The sequence below is a fragment of the Sphingobium jiangsuense genome, assembly GCF_014196495.1.
Lineage (GTDB): Bacteria > Pseudomonadota > Alphaproteobacteria > Sphingomonadales > Sphingomonadaceae > Sphingobium > Sphingobium jiangsuense.
The window spans coordinates 38,224-57,737 of record NZ_JACIDT010000014.1 but is presented as its reverse complement, the minus strand read 5'-3'; the positions used below and the strand labels follow the sequence as shown (position 1 = coordinate 57,737).

Here is a 19,514-nt window from a genome sequence, read left to right as displayed (position 1 = left end):
GGAAAAGGCAGTCACATCCGCCCTTCCAGCGAGAGCACATAATCCTCGCCCTGCGCGCGCAGCCCGGCGGCGGCGAGAGCGGCGCCGTCGCCATCCTTCGCGCGCTTCACCGCGATCCTCGCGCTGTAGCGCCCGTCGCGATCGATACGCAGCGACAGACGCTCCATCCCCGTCTGGCTGACGAGCGGAAAGAGGACGGCCGCGCCGTCGCAGGTCGCCGGGCCTTCCAGCCCCTGCGACAGGGTGAGGCCCGCATAGGGGCCGTTCAACCGCACGCGCAACCGCCCCTCGGCGCGGGCGCAGGCATCGCCCGCGAACTCCACCGTCACGTCCTGCCATTCGAGCAGGCTGACCGGCAGCGCGGGGAAAAGGCCGCCCGCCGCCATGCTGCCCGTCACATCGGCTATGCCCTTGTGGTTGAAGCCGCTGACCCACGCCCCGCGCAGCGCGTCCCCTTCCCCCTCGCGCGACAGGTCCAGGCGGATACGGCCGAGCAGCAGCGGCCCCGGCGCGACGGCGGCCCTGACGTCGCCCAGCCCGACCGGACCCAGCATCAGCCCGTCGATGCCGCCCTGCCAGATGCTGCCCCGCACCTGCCGCGCGGTGACGCCATGGGCGCCCAGCCCCGCAAGATCGAGCGCGATCCGCAACGGAAAAAAGGCGGCCAGCGCCAGCAAACATGCCACCCCCAGCAGGAGGACGGCACGGCGGGAAAGGGACAGGACGCGGATCATGTCCCCTTCCCCGCGCGGCGGAAGCCCAGCTGGGCGCTGACCGTCCCGGTGGCGCCGGAAGGCGATATCAACGCCTTGTCGACCGCGATCCCCTGCCCCTCCAGCGCGGCGATCCAGCCGAGCAGCGCGGTCGGGCGCGCGGTCGCGATGGTGATATCCACGCGGTCGCGCCCCTGCGCTTGCACCCGGTCGAGCGTGAAACCCGCCTCGCCCGCGCTCTGCCCGACGATCTGGTCGACCGGCAGCGAGGACGGCGCGCGCGCGGCACTGTCCTGCCCGCCCTTCAACCAGTCGACCTTGCGCGCCACGTCGGCATGGCGTTCCGCCGCTTCGGCATTGGCGCGCATCGCGCCGCGCAGGCCGCTTTCGAGCGGACGCAGCACGCCCAGCCAGCCCGCCACCGCCGCGAGCAGCGCCAGCATGATCGCCAGCAGCAGTCGCTCCCTCGGCGCGCGGCCGTTCCACCAATGGTTGAGGTTTTCCGTCATGGCTGCACCGTGATTTCCGCGATTACCCGGCCGCCCGGATCGGTCGAGGAGGTCGCCGTGATCCGGAAACCGGCCCCCTGAACCGCGAGCAGCACCCTGTTGATATCCTCGGCCCGCGCCGAGGCGAGCGTCGCATGCAGCAGCCCGTCCTCGTTCAGGCTGAGCGTGGCGAGGCTGACGCCCGGAACGGGGCGCATCGCCTGCATCAATCCGGCAAGCGGCCCGGTGAAGGCGTGAACGCCACCCCTTTCCGCCACCAGCCGGTCGATCTCCGCCGCCGCGCTTGCCGCATCCCCGGCGGCGGGCGCGAAGGGCCGCGCAAGGGCGACCGTGCGGGCGTCGAGGCGCGATGTGCTCCACGCATTGCGGGCGATCAGCGCGACGGTGATGGAAAGCGAGACGAGCAGGAGCAGCCCGGCCAGCAGCGCCATCCGCCGCAGCCAGGCAGCATCCGCACCGCTGCGCCGCCTCCGCGCGAACGGGCCGGAGCGCAGGTTGACCGGCGGCCGCGCCAGCGCCGCGACCAGCGCGGCCTCGGCCTCTTCGGGCGGCAGCGTCTCCACCGGCACGCCGCTCAGCAGCGCCTGCATCCACGGGGCATCGGCATGGCCCGCGCCCTTGCGCCCGCGCGCTACGGCGATGCCCGCCAGGTCCGCGCGGACATAGCTTTCCTCCGGACCTTGCTCCGGGCCTTCCTCCGGCTCCGGCAGGATCGCCCCCAGCGGCAGCACGATGTCGGGATCCAGCCCCCGATCGCCCGCCCAGCCGAGGCAATGCGCCAGATCGGCGCGCGCGATGACCGCGATATGCCAGACCCCCGGCGCGCCGCCTTCCACCGGCTCCAGCGCCGCCGCATGCATCTCCGCCGGGTCTGTTATCCCGGCCTCCAGCGCCTTGCGGATGGCGACCGCGCGCGCCTGGGCGGGCGGCATCGCCGGATCCAGCTCGACCCGGCGCAGCACCGCGACATCGGGCGGCAGCACCAGCATCACCGGCCCGCCGCCGTCCGTTCCCGCCGGGACGGCCCCTTGCGTCCGCGATCCGATGCGCCCTTCGGCAACCCGCCACCAGCGCGGATCGCCCGCATTGTCGGGGGACAGCAGGACGATCAGTCCTTCGGCACCCTTCACCCTTCGTCTCCCCATGTCATGCGCACCAGCCGCACCGGCGCGGACCGCGCATCATAGAGCGCCCATTGGCGCAGCGCCGTGCCCCCCATATCCACTTCCAGTTCCGCCTTGAACCACCGCGTCATCAGTTGGGCCTGCTGCGCCGCCTCCGCCAGCGGCACCACCCCGCGTGCGGCGGGCAAGGCCCAGAAGGCGACGGTGCTGTCATAGCCGCCGCCCGGCCGCTGCGCGATCATCGCCCGCGCCATGTCGAGCGTCAGCTTGCCCGGCGCCAGCATAGCGAGCAGCGGCGCCTGTTGCGGCATCAGCGTGTTCACGTTGAGGGCAGAGAGGTCGGCCGCCGGCAGCGCGCATATCCACGGGCGCAGCAGGTTGTAGAGGTCCGGCGTGACGCCCGCCACCGCGCGAAGCTCGCTGGCGTCCGCCATCATCCGGTTGGCGGCGCGATAGGGCCGGTCGCCCGCCAGATAGCTTTCATCCTCCGCCCCGCCCTGCACCGGCACGCTGTCGCTGTCGATCCAGTCGGCGGCGGCCAGCGCCACCAGCCGGGCCTGCGCCGGGCGCACGCCGAGCAATTCCATCAGCGCGGTGAACTGGGCGACGGCGAGCGGGCGCTGCCGCAGGTCGGCATCGTCCTTGCCCGCCACCAGGCTGTTGAGGTTGAAGCAGTTGCCGCCGTCATGGATCGTCACTGCGACGCTGCCGCCCGGCACGGCGACCGGCCGGGGCTGCCCCAGCCATCCGCCCGCCAGTGTCAGCTTGCCCGGCTCCTTCTCGATCAGCGCATCGAGACGGCGTCCGACCAGCAAGGCGGCGCTGTCGGCATAGGCGTGCGCCTGCTCCAGCACCGCGCTGTTGGCCGAAAGGCGGGTGGCGAGCGTCAGCCGCTCCAGCACCGCCGCCGACACCACCGCCATCACCGCGACCAGCAGCAATATGGTGAGCAGCGCCGCGCCCCGCTCGCGATCGGGAAGAGGCCGGGAAGCGCGGTCATTCATCGCCTGCCTCCTTCTGCCCGTTATACGCCTCTTCCCGCCCGCCGCCGATGCGGAACAGCAGGGTCAGCGGCGGCTGGCCCGCGCGGGTGACGACCATGCGCATCGCCACCGGCATCGCGAGCGGCCTGTCCCGCTGCCAGAGGTCGATCCATTCGCCGCCCGGCTCGCGAAAGGCGACGGACAGCGCACGCACATCGTCCAGCAGCAACGCGGGTTCGTCCCCGACCGCGCCGTCGACCATCGGATAACCGCGCCGCTCCAGCCTGCCGCCACGCAGCCAATATTCGACTTTCTGCACAGACGCGCGCGGCGCGTCGTCCGGGTTGCTCCAGCCGCCGCGCACGAAATGCAGGAACGGCGCTTCGTCGGAAGGCGGACGCGAGAAGAAGGCGGGCGCGAGAAGCCCGCTTTCGGTGCGGCTGATGCGCGGCAGCGCCTGCGCCATGTCCTGATCGATCAGCGCGACCACCCGCGTCATGTCGCCCTGCCCGTCGAGATGCCGCTTCACCGCGCCTTGAGCCGACACCGCATTGCCGAGCAGCAGCACCCCCGCCGCCGCCAGCATCGCGAAGATCGACAGCGCGACCAGCAGTTCGATCAGCGTGAAGCCCTGTTGGGCGGAACGCCCCGAACAAGTGAAGCCCTGTTGGGCGGAACGCTCCGAACAAGTGAAGCCCTGTTGGGCGGAACGCCTCAAAGACTCGAAGCCCTGTTGGGCGGAACGCTCCAAAGGCTCGAAGCCCTGTTGGGCGGGGCGGCTCATCGCGGCTGCTCCCGCAGGAAGGTCAGCACCACGGGCGACGCATCCGCCGCGCCGGTCACGCGCAGGTCGATGCGGACGACGCCTTCCTCGCCGGTCCTGGCGACCTTGCGTTCCCAATGCCATTGGCGCCCGCCATTTTCAGCCTCGCCCTGCTCCTCCCCGATCGCCAGCATGTCGGGGGAAGTCAGCAGGTCGACCATCTGGTTGCGGGCGACGATGCGCGCCATCTGCCGCTGGTCGAGATCGGCGGTGGCGCGCACCGCGACCGCCTGCAAGCGGATCAGCGCCAGCGCGGCGAGGCTGAACACCGCCAGCGCGACCAGCATCTCCAGCAGGGTGAACCCTTCGGTGCTGTCGAGGCGGCCGCGTTCACCCACCGACCCGCACCCTGCCCGCGCCGTCGAGCGTGACCGCGACGCTCTCCTCGTCGCGCATCAGCGTGATGCGCGCGGGCTGCGCGGGAAGTCCGGTGCTGTCGAAGCTCAGCATCAGGCGGCCGCCAGTCTTTCCATCCTGCCCCACCAGCGCCCGCGTCCCCGCGCGCCAGTGGGTGACGGGAAAAGGCGCATCGGCGGGCTCGCTCCACCGGTCCCTATCGCGGGTTTCGAAGCCATAGGCACCGGGCGACACCCAGATGGCGGCGGGCCGCGCCGCGATCACCGCCTGGTCGCGCGCCGCCGCGAGCCGCGCCGCGAACCGGTCCGCATCATCGACCAGCCGCCCGCGCGGATCGGGCACGGCCAGCATTACCGCCGCCGACGCAAATCCCATGATCGCGATCACCACCATCAGTTCGACCAACGTGAAGCCGTGCTCGGCGGAACGTCCTAAAGACGTGAAGCCGTGTTCGGCGGAACGTCCCAAAGACGTGAAGCCGTGTTCGGCGGAACGCCGCAAAGACGTGAAGCCTTCTTGGGCGGAACGTCCCAAAAACCTGAAGCCCTGTTGGGCGGAACGCCCGCCTCCGACCTTCGCGTCAAAGGGCGCTGGAGCGAATATCCGCATTGTCCTCCGTCCCGCCCGGCTGGCCGTCGGCGCCCAGCGAAATGATGTCGAACGCGCCCTTCTCGCCCGGCACCCTGTACTGATAGGCGCGGCCCCACGGATCGTCCGGCAGCTTCCTGATATAGCCGCCGCGGCGATAGCGCTCCGGCTGGGCGAGGCCCGCGGGCGCCGAGAGCAGCGCGGCGAGGCCCTGTGTCTGGGTGGGATAGCCCAGATTGTCGAGGCGATATTGCTCCAGCGCCTGCTCGATCACCGCGATATCGGCCTTCGCCTTTTCAACGCGGGCGGTGTCGGTCGCCGGGATCACGTTGATCGCCACAATGGTCGCCAGCAGGCCGATGATGACGATCACCACCATCAGCTCGACCAGCGTGAAGCCGTGTTCGGCGGAACGCCGCAAAGACGTGAAGCCGTGTTCGGCGGAGCGCCTTAAAGACGTGAAGCCGTGTTCGGCGGAACGGCGGACCATGCCGCCCCGGCGCTTCTTTCGAAAAAACTTCATAATCGATCCTCCTAAAGCCCCGTAAGGCTTTGCAATTGCAGGATGGGAAGCAGGATCGCGAGGATGATGACGGCGACGATGCCGCCCATCGCGATGATGATGACAGGCTCCAGCATCGCCAGCGCGGCGGAGGTGAAGGTGTCGAATTCCTGCTCCAGATACTCCGCGGCGCGCTCCAGCATCTCGTCCAGCCGCCCGGCGCTTTCTCCGCTCGCGGCGAGGTAGACCAGCAGCGGCGGGAACACGCCCGCCCGGCGCAGCGCCGCCGACAGGCTGCCCCCGCCCCGGATCGCCTCGACGATATTCTCGCTCGCCCGGCGCAGCACCCGGTTGTGCACCGTCTGCGCGGTGAGCGCGAGGCCGTCCAGCAACGGCAGGCGGCTCGCCACCATCGTTGCCAGCGTGCGCGCCATGCGGGCGGCGTGCAGGTCGCGGATCAGGCGGCCCAGCACCGGCAGACGCAGCAGCGCCGCATCGAACCGGGCGCGCGGTCCCTCGTGCCGCAGCACCTGCCACGCCGCCAGCCCGCCCAGCGCCAGCAGCAGCGCGATCAGCCAGCCCCAATGGGCGAGCAGGTCCGAAATGCCGATGACGATGCGCGTCAGCAGCGGCAGGGTCTGGCCCACCGTGTCGAACTGCTCGACCACCCTCGGCACCACCAGCACCATCAGCGCGACCACGACGAGCACGGCAAAGCCCGCCAGCACCGCCGGATAGGCAATGGCGGTGATGACCTTCGACCGGATCGCCGCCTGCCGTTCCAGCAGGCGCGAGAGGCGTTCGAGGATCACCGGCAGGCTGCCCGAATTCTCGCCCGCCGCGATCATCGCGCGATAGAGCGGCGGGAAGCTGCGCGGCTCGGCCGCCATCGCATCGGCAAGGCGGCGGCCTTCCATCACGCCCATATGGGTGTTGGCAAGGACCGCACGGGCCGGGCCGCCTTCGGTCTGGCGCGACAGGGTGCGCAGCGCCTCTTCCAGCGGGCTGACCTGCGCCAGCGTCGACAGCTGGCGGGTGAAGAGAGTCAGTCCCTTGGCCGACAGGCGGCGCGCACGCAACGCAAGCAGCGGCCGCCCCTTCCCGCTCCGGTCGCCGCCGTCAGCCTCCCGCCCCTGCTCCAGCTTCAGCACGGCCAGCCCCCGGCCATCCAGCATCGCCCGCGCGCGGTCGATCGTGTCGGCGCGCAGCCGCCCCGATTTCTCGCGCCCCCGGCGGTCGACGGCCAGATAGGTGAACTCAGTCATCCACATCCTCGCGCCGGCAAATGCGGATCGCCTCTTCGGCCGAGGTTTCACCCGCGCAGACCAGCATCCGCGCTGCCGACCCCAGATTGGGCGCGTTGAGGAATGCGTGGCGCGCGATCAAGGTTTCGTCACAGCCCTCGTTGATGAGGCGACGGATGGTGTCGTCGACGCGCACGCATTCGAACACGCCGATCCGGCCCTTATATCCGCTATGGTTGCAACTCGCGCAGCCTTCCGCATGATAGATTACCGTGCCGAGATCGAGGCCGAGCAGCGCGCAGGCCGATTTGTCCGCCTGCACCGGTTCCCGGCAGTCGGGACAGAGCCGCCGCACCAGCCGCTGGGCGATGACCGCGCGCAGCGTGGAGGCGAGCAGGAACGGCTCTATCTTCATGTCGCGCAACCGGGTGATCGCGCCGACCGCGTCGTTGGTATGCACGGTCGAGAGCACGAGGTGCCCCGTCAGCGACGCCTGCACCGCGATATCGGCGGTTTCGCGGTCGCGTATCTCGCCGACCATCACCACGTCCGGGTCCTGCCGCAGGATCGCGCGCAGGCCCGCCGCGAAGCTGAGGCCGACCTTCGCATTCACCTGCGTCTGGCCGACGCCCTCCATCGCATATTCGACCGGATCCTCGACCGTCAGGATGTTGCGGCTGCCGTCGTTCAGCTCCCGCAGGCCGGCATAGAGCGTCGTCGTCTTGCCCGACCCGGTCGGCCCGGTGACGAGGATGATGCCGTTCGGCTCATGCAGCGCCTCGCGGAACAGGCGGTCGGCATGCCCCGACATGCCCAGCACGTCGAGCGACAGCCCGGCCTTTTCCTTGTCGAGGATGCGCAGCACCACCCGCTCGCCCGCCCGGCTGGGCAGGGTCGAGACGCGCACGTCGAGCAGCTTGCCGCCCAGCGTCAAGCCGATGCGCCCGTCCTGCGGCACCCGCCGCTCGGCGATGTCGAGGCGGGCCATCACCTTGATGCGGCTCACCAGCACCGGCGCGACATGGGGCGGCATGCGCAGCGTCTCGCGCAGCACGCCGTCCATGCGCATGCGCACGACAAGGCCCGTCTCATAGGGCTCGATATGGATATCGGAAACGCCCTGCCGCGCGGCCTCGGCGATGATGCCGTTGATCAGGCGGATGGCGGGCGCGTCGTCGGCGCTGTCCAGCAGGTCCTCGGCGGTGGGAATGTCACCCGCGATCAGATCCAGCTCATCCTCGCCGACCTGCATCGATCCGGCCATCGCCGCCGCGCTGCCCTCCATCGCATAATGATCGGACAGGTGGCGGTCGAAGGTCGCGGCATCGACGAACTCCACCTCGAAGCTGCTGGCGAGATAGCGGCGCACCTCCAGCAGCGTCGCGATATCGCCGCCCTGGCGGAAGGCGACGCGCGCCCGGCCGTCCTCGCCCTGCCCCGTCAGCACGACGCCATGGGCGCGGGCATAGGCATAGGGAATGTCGACCGCGCGCGGCGGCGGCAGGGGCTTGCCCGACGGCGCCCCGCCCGCCTCTTCCTCCGGCCCCGTGGCCGCCCCCAGGGGCAGCGGAGTCCCTTCCGCCTCGTCCCGTTCCCCGTTGCTCATCGCTGCTCTGCCCTGCTTGGCGGCACTTCGGCCGGGCGCACCACGGTCGAGCTTTCCCGCACCTGCGGCGCTTCCACGCCGCCCTGGATGATCTCGTCCCCCGGCCGCAGCGGCGCGGGCGCGCCGGGCGGCACCGCGCCCATATAATCGCGCACCAGCTCATCGAGGCTCGGTTCGCTGTCGGGGTTGCGGGCCAGCTGCTGCCCGCGAATATAGCCGTAGCGCTGGGCCGTCAGGCGCGCGGCGTCGGCCTTGCTGCGCAGGATCGTCGGGCGGATGAACACCATCAGGTTCGTCTTGCTGCGGCTGCGGCTGCGCGACTTGAACAGTTCGCCGATGCCGGGAATGTCGGACAGCAGCGGGATGCGCTCGATCGTCTTGCGCTCATTGTCGTCGAGCAGGCCACCCAGCGCCAATATCTCGCCATCGTCCACGGTGACGGTTGTTTCGATCTCGCGCTTGTTGATGATGAGGTCGCTGCTGCTGTTGGAAACCGGCCCGGCGATGCTCGACACCTCCTGCCGCAGGAACAGCTTGATCTCTCCGCCCGCATTGATCTGCGGCCGCACCTCCAGCTGGATGCCGACATTCTCGCGCTGCACGGTGCGGAACTGGTTGTCGAAATTCTGGCTCAGCGCCTCGCCGGTGGTGATCGGCACCTCCTGCCCGACGAGGATCGACGCCTTCTGATTGTCGAGCGTCATCACCGACGGGGTTGAGAGGATGTTGCTGTCGGTATCGGATTTGACGGCATTGAGGATCGCGCCGAAAAAGCCGTTCTGGCCGATCTGCGTCGCGATGCCGCCGAAGCCGCCGGTCGCCGCCGCCAGCGAATCGACCGCCGCCTGCTGGAGCGTGCCCGCAAGGTCGCTGTTCTCGGTCGTTTCGGTCGTGGTGGTGGTGCCGTCGGCGGCCACCACCGTGGTTTTCGTCGTTCCCAGCTTCGTCGCCCCATAGGCCCCGGCCAGCGTCAATATGTTGGGCGTCGCGTTGCTGTAATTGGTCGCGGCAAAGCCTGTCCTGGTGCTGCCGAGCAGGAATTGTACGCCCAGCTTCTTCGCGGCGATATCGCTGATCTCGACGATGATCGCCTCGACCAGCACCTGCTGGCGCCGCGTGTCGATCTGGCGGATGGTTTCGCCGATCATGCGCTGCACGTCGCCATTGGCGGCGACGATGATCGCGTTCGCGCCCTCATAGCGGGTGACGATCGCCGGGCCGCGCGTGGCGATGCCGGTGCCCCCGGCGCTGGCGACGGCGACCGGCGCGGAGGCGGGTGCGGGCGCGGCGGATGCGCTCGCGCCGCCCTGCCCCCCGCCGGAAACGGGCGCGGACGCCACCGCGCCGCCGCCCTGCCCCAGCAATTGCTGCAACACCGGCATCAGCTTGTCGGCATCGGCATGGTCCAGCCAGTAGACGCGGATGTCCGTGCCGCTCGCCGCCTGCCGGTCAAGATCGCGGGCCATCTGGGCGAGGCGGGCGACCGTTCCCGGCTGGCCGCGCAGCACGATGCTGTTGCTCGCATCGATCGCCGCGACCGTCGCGGCGGCGGCATTGCCCTCGCCCCCGCCCGCCATCAGCGCCTGGAGCGAGGTGGCGATTTCCCGCGCGCCCGCATTTTTGAGCGCGACCATCTCGGTCGCCGCGCTGTCGCGGTCGATCTGCCGGATGATCTGGCTGATGCGCGCGACATTGTCGGCATAATCGACGACGACGACGCTGTTCCCTGACTTGTTTGCGGTGACGGACCCGTCCTTGCTCACCAGCGGGCGCAGCGTTTCGAGGGCGGAGGCGGCGTCGGTCGAGCGCAGACGGAATATCTCCGTCACGAACTGGTCGCGGCTGGCCGCTCGGCCCACGCCGCCGGGCTGGCCCGCCGCGCCGTCGGCGGGCTGGATGCGATAGGCGCCGCCCGGCGCGGGCACGGCGACGAGGCCGTTGGCGCGCAGGGTGGAAAGGAAAATCTCGAAATATTCGGATCGCGACAGCGGCCGGTCGGTCACCACCGACACCTTGCCCTGCACCCGGTTGTCGATGATGAAGGTCCGCCCCGTCACCCGCGCGGCGTCCTGAATGAAGGCGCGGATGTCGGCGTCGCGCACGTTCAGCGTCTGCTGCGCCTGGGCCGCGGACGGCAGGGAAAGGGACGCGCAGCACAGGGCGAGCGCGGTGGAGAGCCGGAGCAGCTTCTTCTTCATTGTCCTTGAACCACTATCGCTATGGGGACGGCCTGCGCGCCGCGCTCGACCGTCAGGCTGATCCGCGCGCCGGGGGCGAGCGCCTGTTGCAGGGCGGCGAGATCGTCGGCCGAGCCTATATCCCTGCCGTTGACCTGCGTGATGATGTCTCCGGGGCGGAAGCCCGCCGCCTCGAATCCCGGCCCCTTCTGGGAGAGGACGATGCCGGTGATGCGCCCGTTGCTCATGCGCGGGCCGAAACCCACGCCCGCCTTCAGCGCGGAAACCGTCAGGCTTCCGGCGACAGGCCTTGCGGGCGGCGATGCGGAGGGCGACGACGCGCCGTCCCGCGCATCGCCGCCCTGCTCGTCCGGTCGGCCGCCGGCGGGGGGAACCGGGGACGACTGGTCGAGGAACAGCATTTCCTCCGTGCCCGCATGGTCGATCACCACATGGTCGAACGCCACCGCCTTCAGCACGACGCCCGGCGCGATTTCGTCGCCGACCGCATAGCTGTTCTGCGCGCCGTCGCCGCTCGCCACTATCGCCGAGCCGAGGCCGGAGCCCTCGTTGAGGCGGATGCCGAACAGCGTCAGCGCCAGCGAGGTCACCTGTTGCGGCCCGGCGCTGCTGGCCGGGGCGGCGGGATAAAAGGGGTCGAAGCCGCCGAACAGCGCCGCCCGCGCGGATGCGGCGGGAATATCGGCCGTGCGCCCGCGCCAGTCGCCCAGCGGGCCCACCGGCGTCACGATCGCCCAGAACAGGCGGACGATCTGGATCGCCAGCGCCAGCAGCAGCAGCCCCTGCGCGAGGCGCGGCCAGTGCATGATCCGCAGCCGGTCGGCGATGCCGCCCACCTTTTCGCCGCCTGTCTTTCCCATGCCCGCAAAATATTTCAACGCCCGTTCCCCTGTGGAAGCAGGCTGCTGCTAGAAGCCGTTCATGACGCCTCCATGACGGCTATGTTACGGAAATATTTCATTTTGCGTCCCCGGCGGCGGGGCGTGTATGCGGCGGAAAACCGGATAGGGATTCGTCCATGCAGCCATCGCAGACCGCCCCCTCGGCCACGACCGCCGACCTCGCGCGGATCGCCCGGCATCCGGGGGTCCAGCGCTTCCCCGGCGCCGCGCTGATCCTCTTTCAGCAGAAGCATTTCCTGACGCCGGACGAATGCGCCGCGCTGATCGGCCGCATCGACGCGCGGCGGCGCCCCTCCACCATCGCCGACGCCAATGGCGACAGCCTGTTCCGCACCAGCGAGACCTGCGATCTCGATCATGGCGACCCGTTCGTTGCCGATATCGACGCGCGGATCGCCGGCTGGCTCGGCATCGACCCGGCCCATGGCGAACCGATACAGGGCCAGCGCTACGCCGCCGGGCAGGAATTCAAGCCGCATACCGACTATTTCGAGCCGAATGGGTCCGATTATGCGCGCTATTGCTCGGTCGCGGGCAACCGGACGTGGACGGCGATGATCTACCTCAACGAACCGGCGCAGGGCGGCGCGACGCGCTTCACCAGTATCGGCAAGACGATCCGGCCGCAGACCGGCAAGATGCTGGCGTGGAGCAACCGCCGCGCCGACGGTTCCCTCAACCCGGACAGCATCCACCACGGCATGAAGGTGCGCGGCGGCACCAAATATGTCATCACCAAATGGTATCGCGAGCGGCCGTGGAGCGGTTGAGGCGGCCTACTCCACCAGCCCGCGCAGGCTGCGATCCCCGCGCGGCGACGGCTGGAAGCCGTTGAGGCGGGAGGCCGCCAGCGACCAGCGCACCGGCATGGCGAGCGGAATGAAGCCGTTATGCCGCTGGATCAGCGGCTCGACCTGCCCCAGCAGGAACAGCCGGGCGCTCATGTCGGTCGCCTTCACCGTTTGCTTGAGCAGATCCTCCGCCGCCTTGTCGCAATGCACCTTGCGCGCGCAGCTCAGGCGGCCGAGATACCAGACCACACTGTCATAAGGCGCCACCTCGTCGATCAGGGTCAGGTCGCCCTTTTTCTCGACCTGCCTCACCGTGATGCCGATCGCCTGCAACTGCGCCTTCAGCGCCAGGAACAGCAGGCTCATACCCGGTCCGGGCGGCAGCGCGATGCTGAGTTCCACCGGCTTGCCGCCATGCTGCGCCTGCCAGCGCGCGATCACGCCGATGGCGAAATTGCGCCGATCCTCCATGCTCATCGCGCTCCAGCCGGGGGCGGTCGGCGGATGCGGCAGGTTGAGCTGCTGCGGCAGGATCTGCTCGGCGATCTTCCACCGGCTCATATCGAAATAGCCGATGATCGCCTGCCGGTCGATCGCCATCGACAGCGCCTCGCGCACATTGGCGTCGGCGAACATCGGCGTGTCGGGCGACAGGGCGAGGCCGAACAGCCCCTGCACCGGGTCGAAACGCACGGTCCGGGGCGGCACCTCGCCGAGCGCGATATAGGGGAATTCCGCCAGCGTACCACCCAGCACCAGATCGGCCTTTCCGCCGGTGAAGCGCGCCAGCGCCCGGCTGGGCCGCTCGGCGCGCAGCACCAGCCGCTCATGCGCCCTGGGCTCCGTCACGCCCTCGTCCGCATCCTCGACCGGGGCGAGCAGCAGCACCCCCTTCTCCTTGCTTTCGCCGGTGCGGCGATAGGGACCGGTGCCGCCGTCGGGCAAGGCGACGCCCATTTCCGGCTGGGCCATCGCCAGCAGGAAATCGGGCTGCGGCGCGACGAGGCGTATCTCTATGACGTCGCCGGTCATCGCCAGCACCTCGTCCACCGACGCCATGATGCCGTAGGGATCGCGCGCAACCTCCCGCTCCATCCGGGCCAGTAGCAGGCGGCGCACGTCGCGCGCGTCCACCCGCTTGCCGTTGAGCCATTTCGCCCGCCTCAGGCGGAAGATGTAGCTGCGGCCGTCGTCCACGACGATCCAGCGCTGCGCCAGCCCCGGAATGACGTCGCCGGCGGCGTCATAGCTGACCAGCCCCTGCGCCGTCGCGGCGAACACCACCTGTCCCGCGCGGGTTCCGATATGGGCGAGCGGGGCCTCCACCTCCTTCTCGCTGCCCATGACGCTGACGCGCACCGGCCCGTCCCTGCGCCCACGGTCGCAGCCCGCGGCCAACAGCAAGGGGAGGAGCGACAGATAAAGAACGGCGCGGGGGAAGCGAGACGGCAAGGGAACAGGTTCCGGTCAGGGAGAAGGCGGTCGCCATCCTATCGCGACGCCGGGGCAAGTCCAAGCCGATATCCGCATCGGTGGCGCGCGCCCGGACGGGTTGAGGCCCCGGCCGCCCTGTGATGATGCAGGATGGTGCGGACGGCGGGACTCGAACCCGCACTCCCGAAGGGAAGCGGATTTTAAGTCCGCTGCGTCTACCGATTTCGCCACGTCCGCCAGAGTCCCTTCGCAAGGGGCAGGCCCGCCACCCCTGCAATGGCGCGGTGGCGACGTCAAGCGTCCGTTGGACGGATGCCGTTCCGGCAATTCCGGGTTTCCGCCCTGATCCTCCGGCGCAGGAGGAATATCGCTAACCACCCGAAGCCAGCCATCTCCATCGCGTCATGCCAGCGCAGGCTGGCACCTCAAGAGGCGACGCGCGACAAGGCCAACGCCCCCCAGCCTGCGCTGGGGTGACGATAGAAGATAGGTCAACCGACCATTCAAAACCGCAATCCCGTGCACCTTCAGGACGCGCGAAAGCCCGCGCGCCTTCTCTTCGTCAGGAAACAGGATAGCCGGCGCCTAGTCGCCGCCGCCGTTCAGGCGTTCGCGGATTTCCTTGCCCGGCTTGAAAAACGGCACTTTCTTCGCCTTGATATCGACGGATTCCCCGGTGCGCGGATTGCGCCCCATGCGCGCTTCGCGCGACCGCGTCGTAAAGGCTCCGAAACCGCGCAACTCCACACGCCCACCCTTGGCGAGTTGCTCGGTGATTTCGGAAAAGAAAAGTTCCACAATCCGCTCGACCTCCATAAGGGTAAGGTCTTTGTTCTCTTCCGCCAGACGCTGAATCAGTTCGGAACGGATCATTTGTCCTCCTTAGTCCGGCAGTCCCACTCATTGCCGGATTTCTCTTATTACGCAAATGACACGGAGATGACAACGTTCCTGTTCGGCGCGACTTCCCAAATACGGACATTATTATCCGTAAATTTTTGTAAATATCTAAAATAAAATAATAATAAAGCCCCGCTGCAACAAAGTCGCAGCGAGGCTTTTAAATCAAACCGAAGAGAATTTGGCTATCAGCCTTCGCTCTTCGCTTTCAATGCTTCGCCAAGAATGTCGCCCAGCGATGCGCCGCTGTCGGACGAACCATATTGGGCGACCGCCTGCTTTTCTTCGGCGATCTGCAGCGCCTTGATCGAGAAGTTGGGCTTCTTGCTGCGGTCGAAGCCGATGACCATGGCGTCGAACTTCTGGCCCGGCTGGAAGCGCTCGGCGCGCTGCTCGTCGCGGTCGCGGCCAAGGTCGCTGCGCTTGATGAAGCCGGTGGCGCCATCCTCGCCCGCCTGCACCTCTAGGCCGCCGTCGCGGACTTCGAGAACGGTGACGGTGACGGTCTGATTCTTCGACAGGCCCGAACCGGTCGACTGGCCGACGCCCGGCGCGCCCTTTTCAAGCTGCTTCATGCCGAGGCTGATGCGCTCCTTCTCGACGTCGATGTCGAGCACGACCGCCTTCACGACCTCGCCCTTGCGGTGCAGGTTGAGCGCGTCCTCGCCGGAGATGCCCCAGGCGATGTCGGACATGTGGACCATGCCGTCCACATCGCCTTCCAGGCCGATGAACAGGCCGAATTCGGTCGCGTTCTTGACTTCGCCCTCGACGGTCGAACCGATCGGGTGACGCTCGGCAAAGCTGTCCCACGGATTGTTCTGCGCCTGCTTGAGGCCGAGCGAGATGCGGCGCTTCTCGCTGTCGACTTCGAGGACGACGACTTCGACTTCCTGGCTGGTCGACACGATCTTGCCGGGGTGGACGTTCTTCTTGGTCCAGCTCATTTCCGAAACGTGGACCAGGCCTTCGATGCCCGGTTCCAGTTCGACGAACGCACCATATTCGGTGATGTTCGTGACGCGGCCCGTCAGCTTCGCGCCGACCGGATACTTGGCTTCGGCGCCTTCCCACGGATCGCTTTCCAGCTGCTTCATGCCGAGGCTGATGCGCTGGGTGTCGCGGTTGATGCGGATGATCTGCACGCGGACGGTATCGCCGATGTTGATCATCTCATTGGGGTGGTTGACGCGCTTGTAGCTGAGATCGGTGACGTGCAGCAGGCCGTCGATGCCGCCCAGATCAACGAACGCACCATAATCGGTGATGTTCTTGACCACGCCCTCGATGATCTGGCCCTCGGCCAGCGTCTGGATGAGGCCGCTGCGCTGTTCGGCGCGAGTCTCTTCGAGGATGGCGCGGCGCGACACGACGATGTTGCCGCGGCGGCGATCCATCTTCAGGATCTGGAAGGGCTGCGGAATGTCCATCAGCGGGGTGACGTCGCGCACCGGGCGGATGTCGACCTGCGAGCCGGGCAGGAACGCCACGGCGCCGTCGAGGTCGACGGTGAAGCCGCCCTTGACGCGGCCGAAGATGACGCCTTCGACGCGGGCGTTCTCGGCGAATTCGGATTCGAGCTTGTCCCATGCGGCTTCGCGGCGCGCGCGATCGCGCGACAGCATCGCTTCGCCATAGGCATTTTCGACGCGATCGACATAGACTTCGACTTCATCGCCGACCTTCAGGTCGGCCTTCTGGCCCGGCGCGGCGAATTCGCGCAGCGGCACGCGGCCTTCGCTCTTGAGGCCCACGTCGATGACGGCCAGATCATTTTCGATAGCGGTAACGGTGCCCTTTACGACGCGGCCTTCGAAGCCGCCGTCCTCGCCACCGAGGGAATCATTGAGAAGTGCCGCGAAATCGTCGCGCGACGGAAATGCCGTTGAGGCCATATAGGTTCCTTCACTCACTTTTGCTGGCCATCCGGTTGTCTCCGGAGGTCTTTCCAAACTGGACCCGAATCACGAAATGCGATTCTGTCGTCCTGGCCAAACCGCCGCCGGCGCCCCATGCGCAAACGGCACCCATCCGGCGGAAACGAAGCGAAATGCACGCGGAATAAGCAAAAAAGGGCGCCCGGAGACTCCGTGCGCCTTGCCTGCCGCCACTCTTATCGGTGGCGTTCCACCCGTGCATCCACCAGCGCAATCGCCTTCTGGACGGCCTCTGCTATAGTCAAATCGCTGGTATCTAGCAAGTCCGCATCGGCGGCCTGCATCAGCGGCGCGTTGTCCCGCCCCATGTCGCGGGCGTCGCGCGCGACGATCTCCGCGATCATCGCCTCGCGGTCGGCGGCGAGGCCATGCTGCTCCATTTCCCGCGCGCGCCGGTCCGCCCGCACCTGCGGCGAAGCGGTGACATAGAGCTTTGCATCGGCATCCGGCACGATGACGGTGCCAATGTCCCGCCCGTCAAGCACCGCCCCGCCCGCCTGTCCCGCGAACGCCTGCTGCCGCGCCTTGAGCGCCGCCCGCACGCCGCCATGGGCCGACACGCGCGAGGCCAGCGCGCCCGTGGCTTCGGTCCGCAATTCGGGATCGGTAAGCAGCGTGGCGGGGAAATCCGTCGCGGCGACGGCATCCGCCTCGCTTTCGGGGTCGCCCCCGGCGCGCTTCAGCGTCAACGCCACCGCGCGATAGAGCAGGCCGGTGTCGAGATGCGGCAGGCCGTAATGCGCCGCCAGCGCGCGGGCGATGGTTCCCTTGCCGGAAGCAGCCGGTCCATCCACCGCGACGATCACGCCTCCACCCCGGCGCCGATCCGGTTCAGCAGCGGCGCGAAGCCGGGGAAGCTCGTTTCCACCGGGCGCATGTCGTCGATGGTGACGCCGTTCCGGCTCGCCAGCCCGGCGACGGCGAAGCTCATCGCGATGCGATGGTCGAGATGCGTCGCGATCGGCCCGCCGCCGGCCAGCGGCTCCCCGCCGGTGCCGTCGATGACAAGGCCGTCCTCCGTTTCCTCGACCCGCGCGCCGATCGCGCGCAGCCCCTGCGCCATCACCGCTATGCGGTCGCTTTCCTTGACGCGCAGTTCCTCCAGCCCGCGAAAGACGCTGCGCCCTTCGGCGAGCGCCGCCGCAACGAAGGCGACCGGGAACTCGTCGACCATGCTCGGCACGTCCGCCGGGTCGTTCTCCACGCCGCGCAGGCGCGAGGCGCGGACATGCAGGTCCGCAACCGGCTCCCCGCCTTCGTCGCGCACGTCCAGCAATTCGATGTCGCCGCCCATCGCCTGCAACAGCCTGACGAGGCCGATGCGCGTGTCGTTGATGCCGATGCCGGTGATCGTCACGTCCGATCCCGGCACGATCAGCGCCGCGACCAGCGGGAACGCCGCCGAGGACGGATCGCCCGGCACCAGGATATGCTGCGGCCGCAATTCCGCCTCGCCGCGAATCGAGATGATGCGCGCGCCCTCGCCGTCCTGTTCGACCGTCAGTTCCGCGCCGAAGCCGCGCAGCATCCGCTCGCTATGATCGCGGGTCGCTTCCGGCTCGATCACGCGGGTGATGCCGGGCGTGTTGAGCCCGGCGAGCAATATCGCCGACTTCACCTGCGCCGAAGCCACCGGCAGGCGATATTCGATCGGCACGGCGGGCACGAGGCCGCGCATCGTCAGCGGCAGGGTCTGGCTGCCCTTCACGCCGGGGGTGGCGGTGAATTCCGCGCCCATGCGGGAAAGCGGCTCGATCACCCGCCCCATCGGCCGCTTCGACAGCGAAGCATCGCCGGTGAAGGTCGCGGTCAGGTCGTGGCTCGCCAGCAGGCCCATCAGCAGCCGGGTCGAGGTGCCGCTATTGCCCATTTCCAGCGCCTGTTGCGGCTGGAGCAGGCCGCCGACGCCAACTCCAGCGATATGCCAGACGCCCTCGCCGTCCCGTTCGATCCGCGCGCCCATCGCGCGCAGCGCGGCGGCGGTGGCGAGCACGTCCTCCCCTTCCAGCAGGCCCTCGACACGGCTTTCGCCGACCGCGAGCGCGGAGAACATCAGCGCGCGGTGAGAGATGCTCTTGTCGCCCGGCACAGCGACGCGGCCCGACAGGCCCTTTGCGGGCGCGCGAAAGGTCATCGACTGATTCCGGTCGTCATCGGCAAGAAATTGCATTGGATTATCGGCTTTCTCGTATAAAAATCGCACCGGCTTTTGACAGCGCCGCATTGCTATGGCAAGGCGCCCGTCGATTTGCGCGGTGTAACCTCGGGTTACATATTTCACTTGTTCACTTGAAGGATGGACGGCGGCACATGGTGAAGCCTGAATGGGGCACGAAAAGAACCTGCCCGAAATGCTCGACCCGCTTTTACGATCTCGGCAAGGATCAGCCCGTGACCTGCATTTCCTGCGGCGTCTCGTGGGAGCCGGAGCCGGTGCTGAAGTCGAAGCAGCCCCTGCCCTATGAAGAGGTGCAGACCAGCAAGCAGAGCGAGGCCGCGGACGGCGATCTGGCCGAGGTCGACACCGATCTGGACATCGACATCGATGTCGATGACGATGGCGATTCGCCGGACAATGACGTCGATCTGGGCGGCGACGACGATCTGGGCGTGGCCGCCGGCGACGACGACAACGAAGACGATAATTAATGCTTGCAACCGGGGCGCTGCTCCCCTAAAGGCAGCGCCTCGACGCAAGGCAGACCCTTGGGTCGACCCCCGGATCAGGGGCCCGCAAATAGGATTTGCAATCGGGAAATGATCCCTCTAACGGGCTTCCAGACCCGTTGGTCGGAAATGGTAATGGGGCCTTAGCTCAGCTGGGAGAGCGCCTGCATGGCATGCAGGAGGTCAGCGGTTCGATCCCGCTAGGCTCCACCATTTCAACCTTCTCTCGCGAACCG

19 protein-coding genes and 2 tRNA genes are annotated in these 19,514 nt (G+C 68.3%); 3 read left to right on the top strand and 18 right to left on the bottom strand.

Translation table 11 applies throughout. From position 1 onward, the window contains the following. Positions 1-11: 11 nt before the first annotated feature. The 12 genes from gspN to GGR43_RS17000 form a co-directional block, all read right to left on the bottom strand. Positions 12-734 carry a type II secretion system protein N gene (gene gspN / locus GGR43_RS17055; protein ID WP_188073168.1) on the bottom strand — a complete coding sequence of 241 codons (723 nt, stop codon included), beginning with the start codon at positions 732-734 and terminating at the stop codon, positions 12-14. Continuing rightward, positions 731-1,222 (bottom strand): type II secretion system protein GspM, encoded by a 492-nt coding sequence (gene gspM / locus GGR43_RS17050; protein ID WP_188073167.1) that lies wholly within the window; start codon positions 1,220-1,222, stop codon positions 731-733. The genes gspN and gspM overlap by 4 nt, the downstream gene beginning before the upstream one ends. Continuing rightward, the gene (gspL, locus tag GGR43_RS17045) at positions 1,219-2,352 is read right to left on the bottom strand and encodes a type II secretion system protein GspL (RefSeq protein WP_188073166.1); all 1,134 of its coding nucleotides are present in this window, start codon (positions 2,350-2,352) and stop codon (positions 1,219-1,221) included. The genes gspM and gspL overlap by 4 nt, the downstream gene beginning before the upstream one ends. Further along, on the bottom strand, positions 2,349-3,350 hold the full coding sequence (gspK, locus tag GGR43_RS17040; protein ID WP_188073165.1) for a type II secretion system minor pseudopilin GspK: 1,002 nt from the start codon (positions 3,348-3,350) through the stop codon (positions 2,349-2,351). The genes gspL and gspK overlap by 4 nt, the downstream gene beginning before the upstream one ends. Continuing rightward, positions 3,343-4,113: a type II secretion system minor pseudopilin GspJ gene (gspJ, locus tag GGR43_RS17035; protein WP_188073164.1), complete on the bottom strand. Its 771-nt coding sequence runs from the start codon at positions 4,111-4,113 to the stop codon at positions 3,343-3,345. The genes gspK and gspJ overlap by 8 nt, the downstream gene beginning before the upstream one ends. After that, positions 4,110-4,490: a type II secretion system minor pseudopilin GspI gene (gene gspI, locus GGR43_RS17030; protein WP_284278104.1), complete on the bottom strand. Its 381-nt coding sequence runs from the start codon at positions 4,488-4,490 to the stop codon at positions 4,110-4,112. Before gspI ends, gspJ begins: the two co-directional genes overlap by 4 nt. Beyond that, entirely contained in the window at positions 4,483-4,977 is a 495-nt protein-coding gene (locus GGR43_RS17025) for a GspH/FimT family pseudopilin (RefSeq protein ID WP_281392519.1), read from the bottom strand. Before GGR43_RS17025 ends, gspI begins: the two co-directional genes overlap by 8 nt. A gap of 112 nt (positions 4,978-5,089) precedes the next feature. Beyond that, positions 5,090-5,587: a type II secretion system major pseudopilin GspG gene (gene gspG, locus GGR43_RS17020; RefSeq protein WP_188073208.1), complete on the bottom strand. Its 498-nt coding sequence runs from the start codon at positions 5,585-5,587 to the stop codon at positions 5,090-5,092. A 44-nt stretch (positions 5,588-5,631) separates the two neighbouring features. Further along, on the bottom strand, positions 5,632-6,864 hold the full coding sequence (gene gspF, locus GGR43_RS17015) for a type II secretion system inner membrane protein GspF (protein ID WP_188073162.1): 1,233 nt from the start codon (positions 6,862-6,864) through the stop codon (positions 5,632-5,634). Next, complete coding sequence (gspE, locus tag GGR43_RS17010; RefSeq protein WP_188073161.1) at positions 6,857-8,449, bottom strand: type II secretion system ATPase GspE; 1,593 nt, start codon at positions 8,447-8,449, stop codon at positions 6,857-6,859. The genes gspF and gspE overlap by 8 nt, the downstream gene beginning before the upstream one ends. Continuing rightward, complete coding sequence (gene gspD / locus GGR43_RS17005) at positions 8,446-10,647, bottom strand: type II secretion system secretin GspD (RefSeq protein ID WP_188073160.1); 2,202 nt, start codon at positions 10,645-10,647, stop codon at positions 8,446-8,448. The genes gspE and gspD overlap by 4 nt, the downstream gene beginning before the upstream one ends. Then, positions 10,644-11,507 carry a type II secretion system protein N gene (locus GGR43_RS17000; RefSeq protein ID WP_188073159.1) on the bottom strand — a complete coding sequence of 288 codons (864 nt, stop codon included), beginning with the start codon at positions 11,505-11,507 and terminating at the stop codon, positions 10,644-10,646. The genes gspD and GGR43_RS17000 overlap by 4 nt, the downstream gene beginning before the upstream one ends. 158 nt (positions 11,508-11,665) lie before the next feature. Between GGR43_RS17000 and GGR43_RS16995 the strand changes: the two genes are divergently transcribed. Next, complete coding sequence (locus GGR43_RS16995) at positions 11,666-12,319, top strand: prolyl hydroxylase family protein (protein WP_188073158.1); 654 nt, start codon at positions 11,666-11,668, stop codon at positions 12,317-12,319. Between the two features lie 6 nt (positions 12,320-12,325). On the opposite strand, the gene GGR43_RS16990 is transcribed toward GGR43_RS16995, so the two are convergent. From GGR43_RS16990 to aroA, 6 genes are all read right to left on the bottom strand, one after another. Continuing rightward, complete coding sequence (locus GGR43_RS16990; RefSeq protein ID WP_284278461.1) at positions 12,326-13,699, bottom strand: ABC transporter substrate-binding protein; 1,374 nt, start codon at positions 13,697-13,699, stop codon at positions 12,326-12,328. Positions 13,700-13,925: 226 nt separating this feature from the next. After that, positions 13,926-14,011: transfer RNA gene (locus GGR43_RS16985), tRNA-Leu, on the bottom strand. A gap of 348 nt (positions 14,012-14,359) precedes the next feature. Then, positions 14,360-14,647, bottom strand: coding sequence for an integration host factor subunit beta (locus GGR43_RS16980; protein ID WP_188073156.1), 288 nt, complete (start codon positions 14,645-14,647; stop codon positions 14,360-14,362). Between the two features lie 215 nt (positions 14,648-14,862). Beyond that, on the bottom strand, positions 14,863-16,569 hold the full coding sequence (gene rpsA / locus GGR43_RS16975) for a 30S ribosomal protein S1 (RefSeq protein ID WP_188073155.1): 1,707 nt from the start codon (positions 16,567-16,569) through the stop codon (positions 14,863-14,865). 218 nt (positions 16,570-16,787) lie between these two features. After that, positions 16,788-17,417 carry a (d)CMP kinase gene (locus GGR43_RS16970; RefSeq protein ID WP_188073154.1) on the bottom strand — a complete coding sequence of 210 codons (630 nt, stop codon included), beginning with the start codon at positions 17,415-17,417 and terminating at the stop codon, positions 16,788-16,790. Beyond that, a complete protein-coding gene (gene aroA / locus GGR43_RS16965; RefSeq protein WP_188073207.1) occupies positions 17,414-18,745 on the bottom strand; it encodes a 3-phosphoshikimate 1-carboxyvinyltransferase in 1,332 nt (443 codons plus the stop codon). The genes GGR43_RS16970 and aroA overlap by 4 nt, the downstream gene beginning before the upstream one ends. A 176-nt stretch (positions 18,746-18,921) precedes the next feature. On the opposite strand from aroA, the gene GGR43_RS16960 reads away from it, so the two are divergent. Both GGR43_RS16960 and GGR43_RS16955 read left to right on the top strand, forming a co-directional pair. Continuing rightward, on the top strand, positions 18,922-19,260 hold the full coding sequence (locus tag GGR43_RS16960; protein WP_188073153.1) for a TIGR02300 family protein: 339 nt from the start codon (positions 18,922-18,924) through the stop codon (positions 19,258-19,260). Positions 19,261-19,415: 155 nt separating this feature from the next. Next, positions 19,416-19,491: transfer RNA gene (locus GGR43_RS16955), tRNA-Ala, on the top strand. The last annotated feature ends 23 nt before the right edge of the window (positions 19,492-19,514 follow it).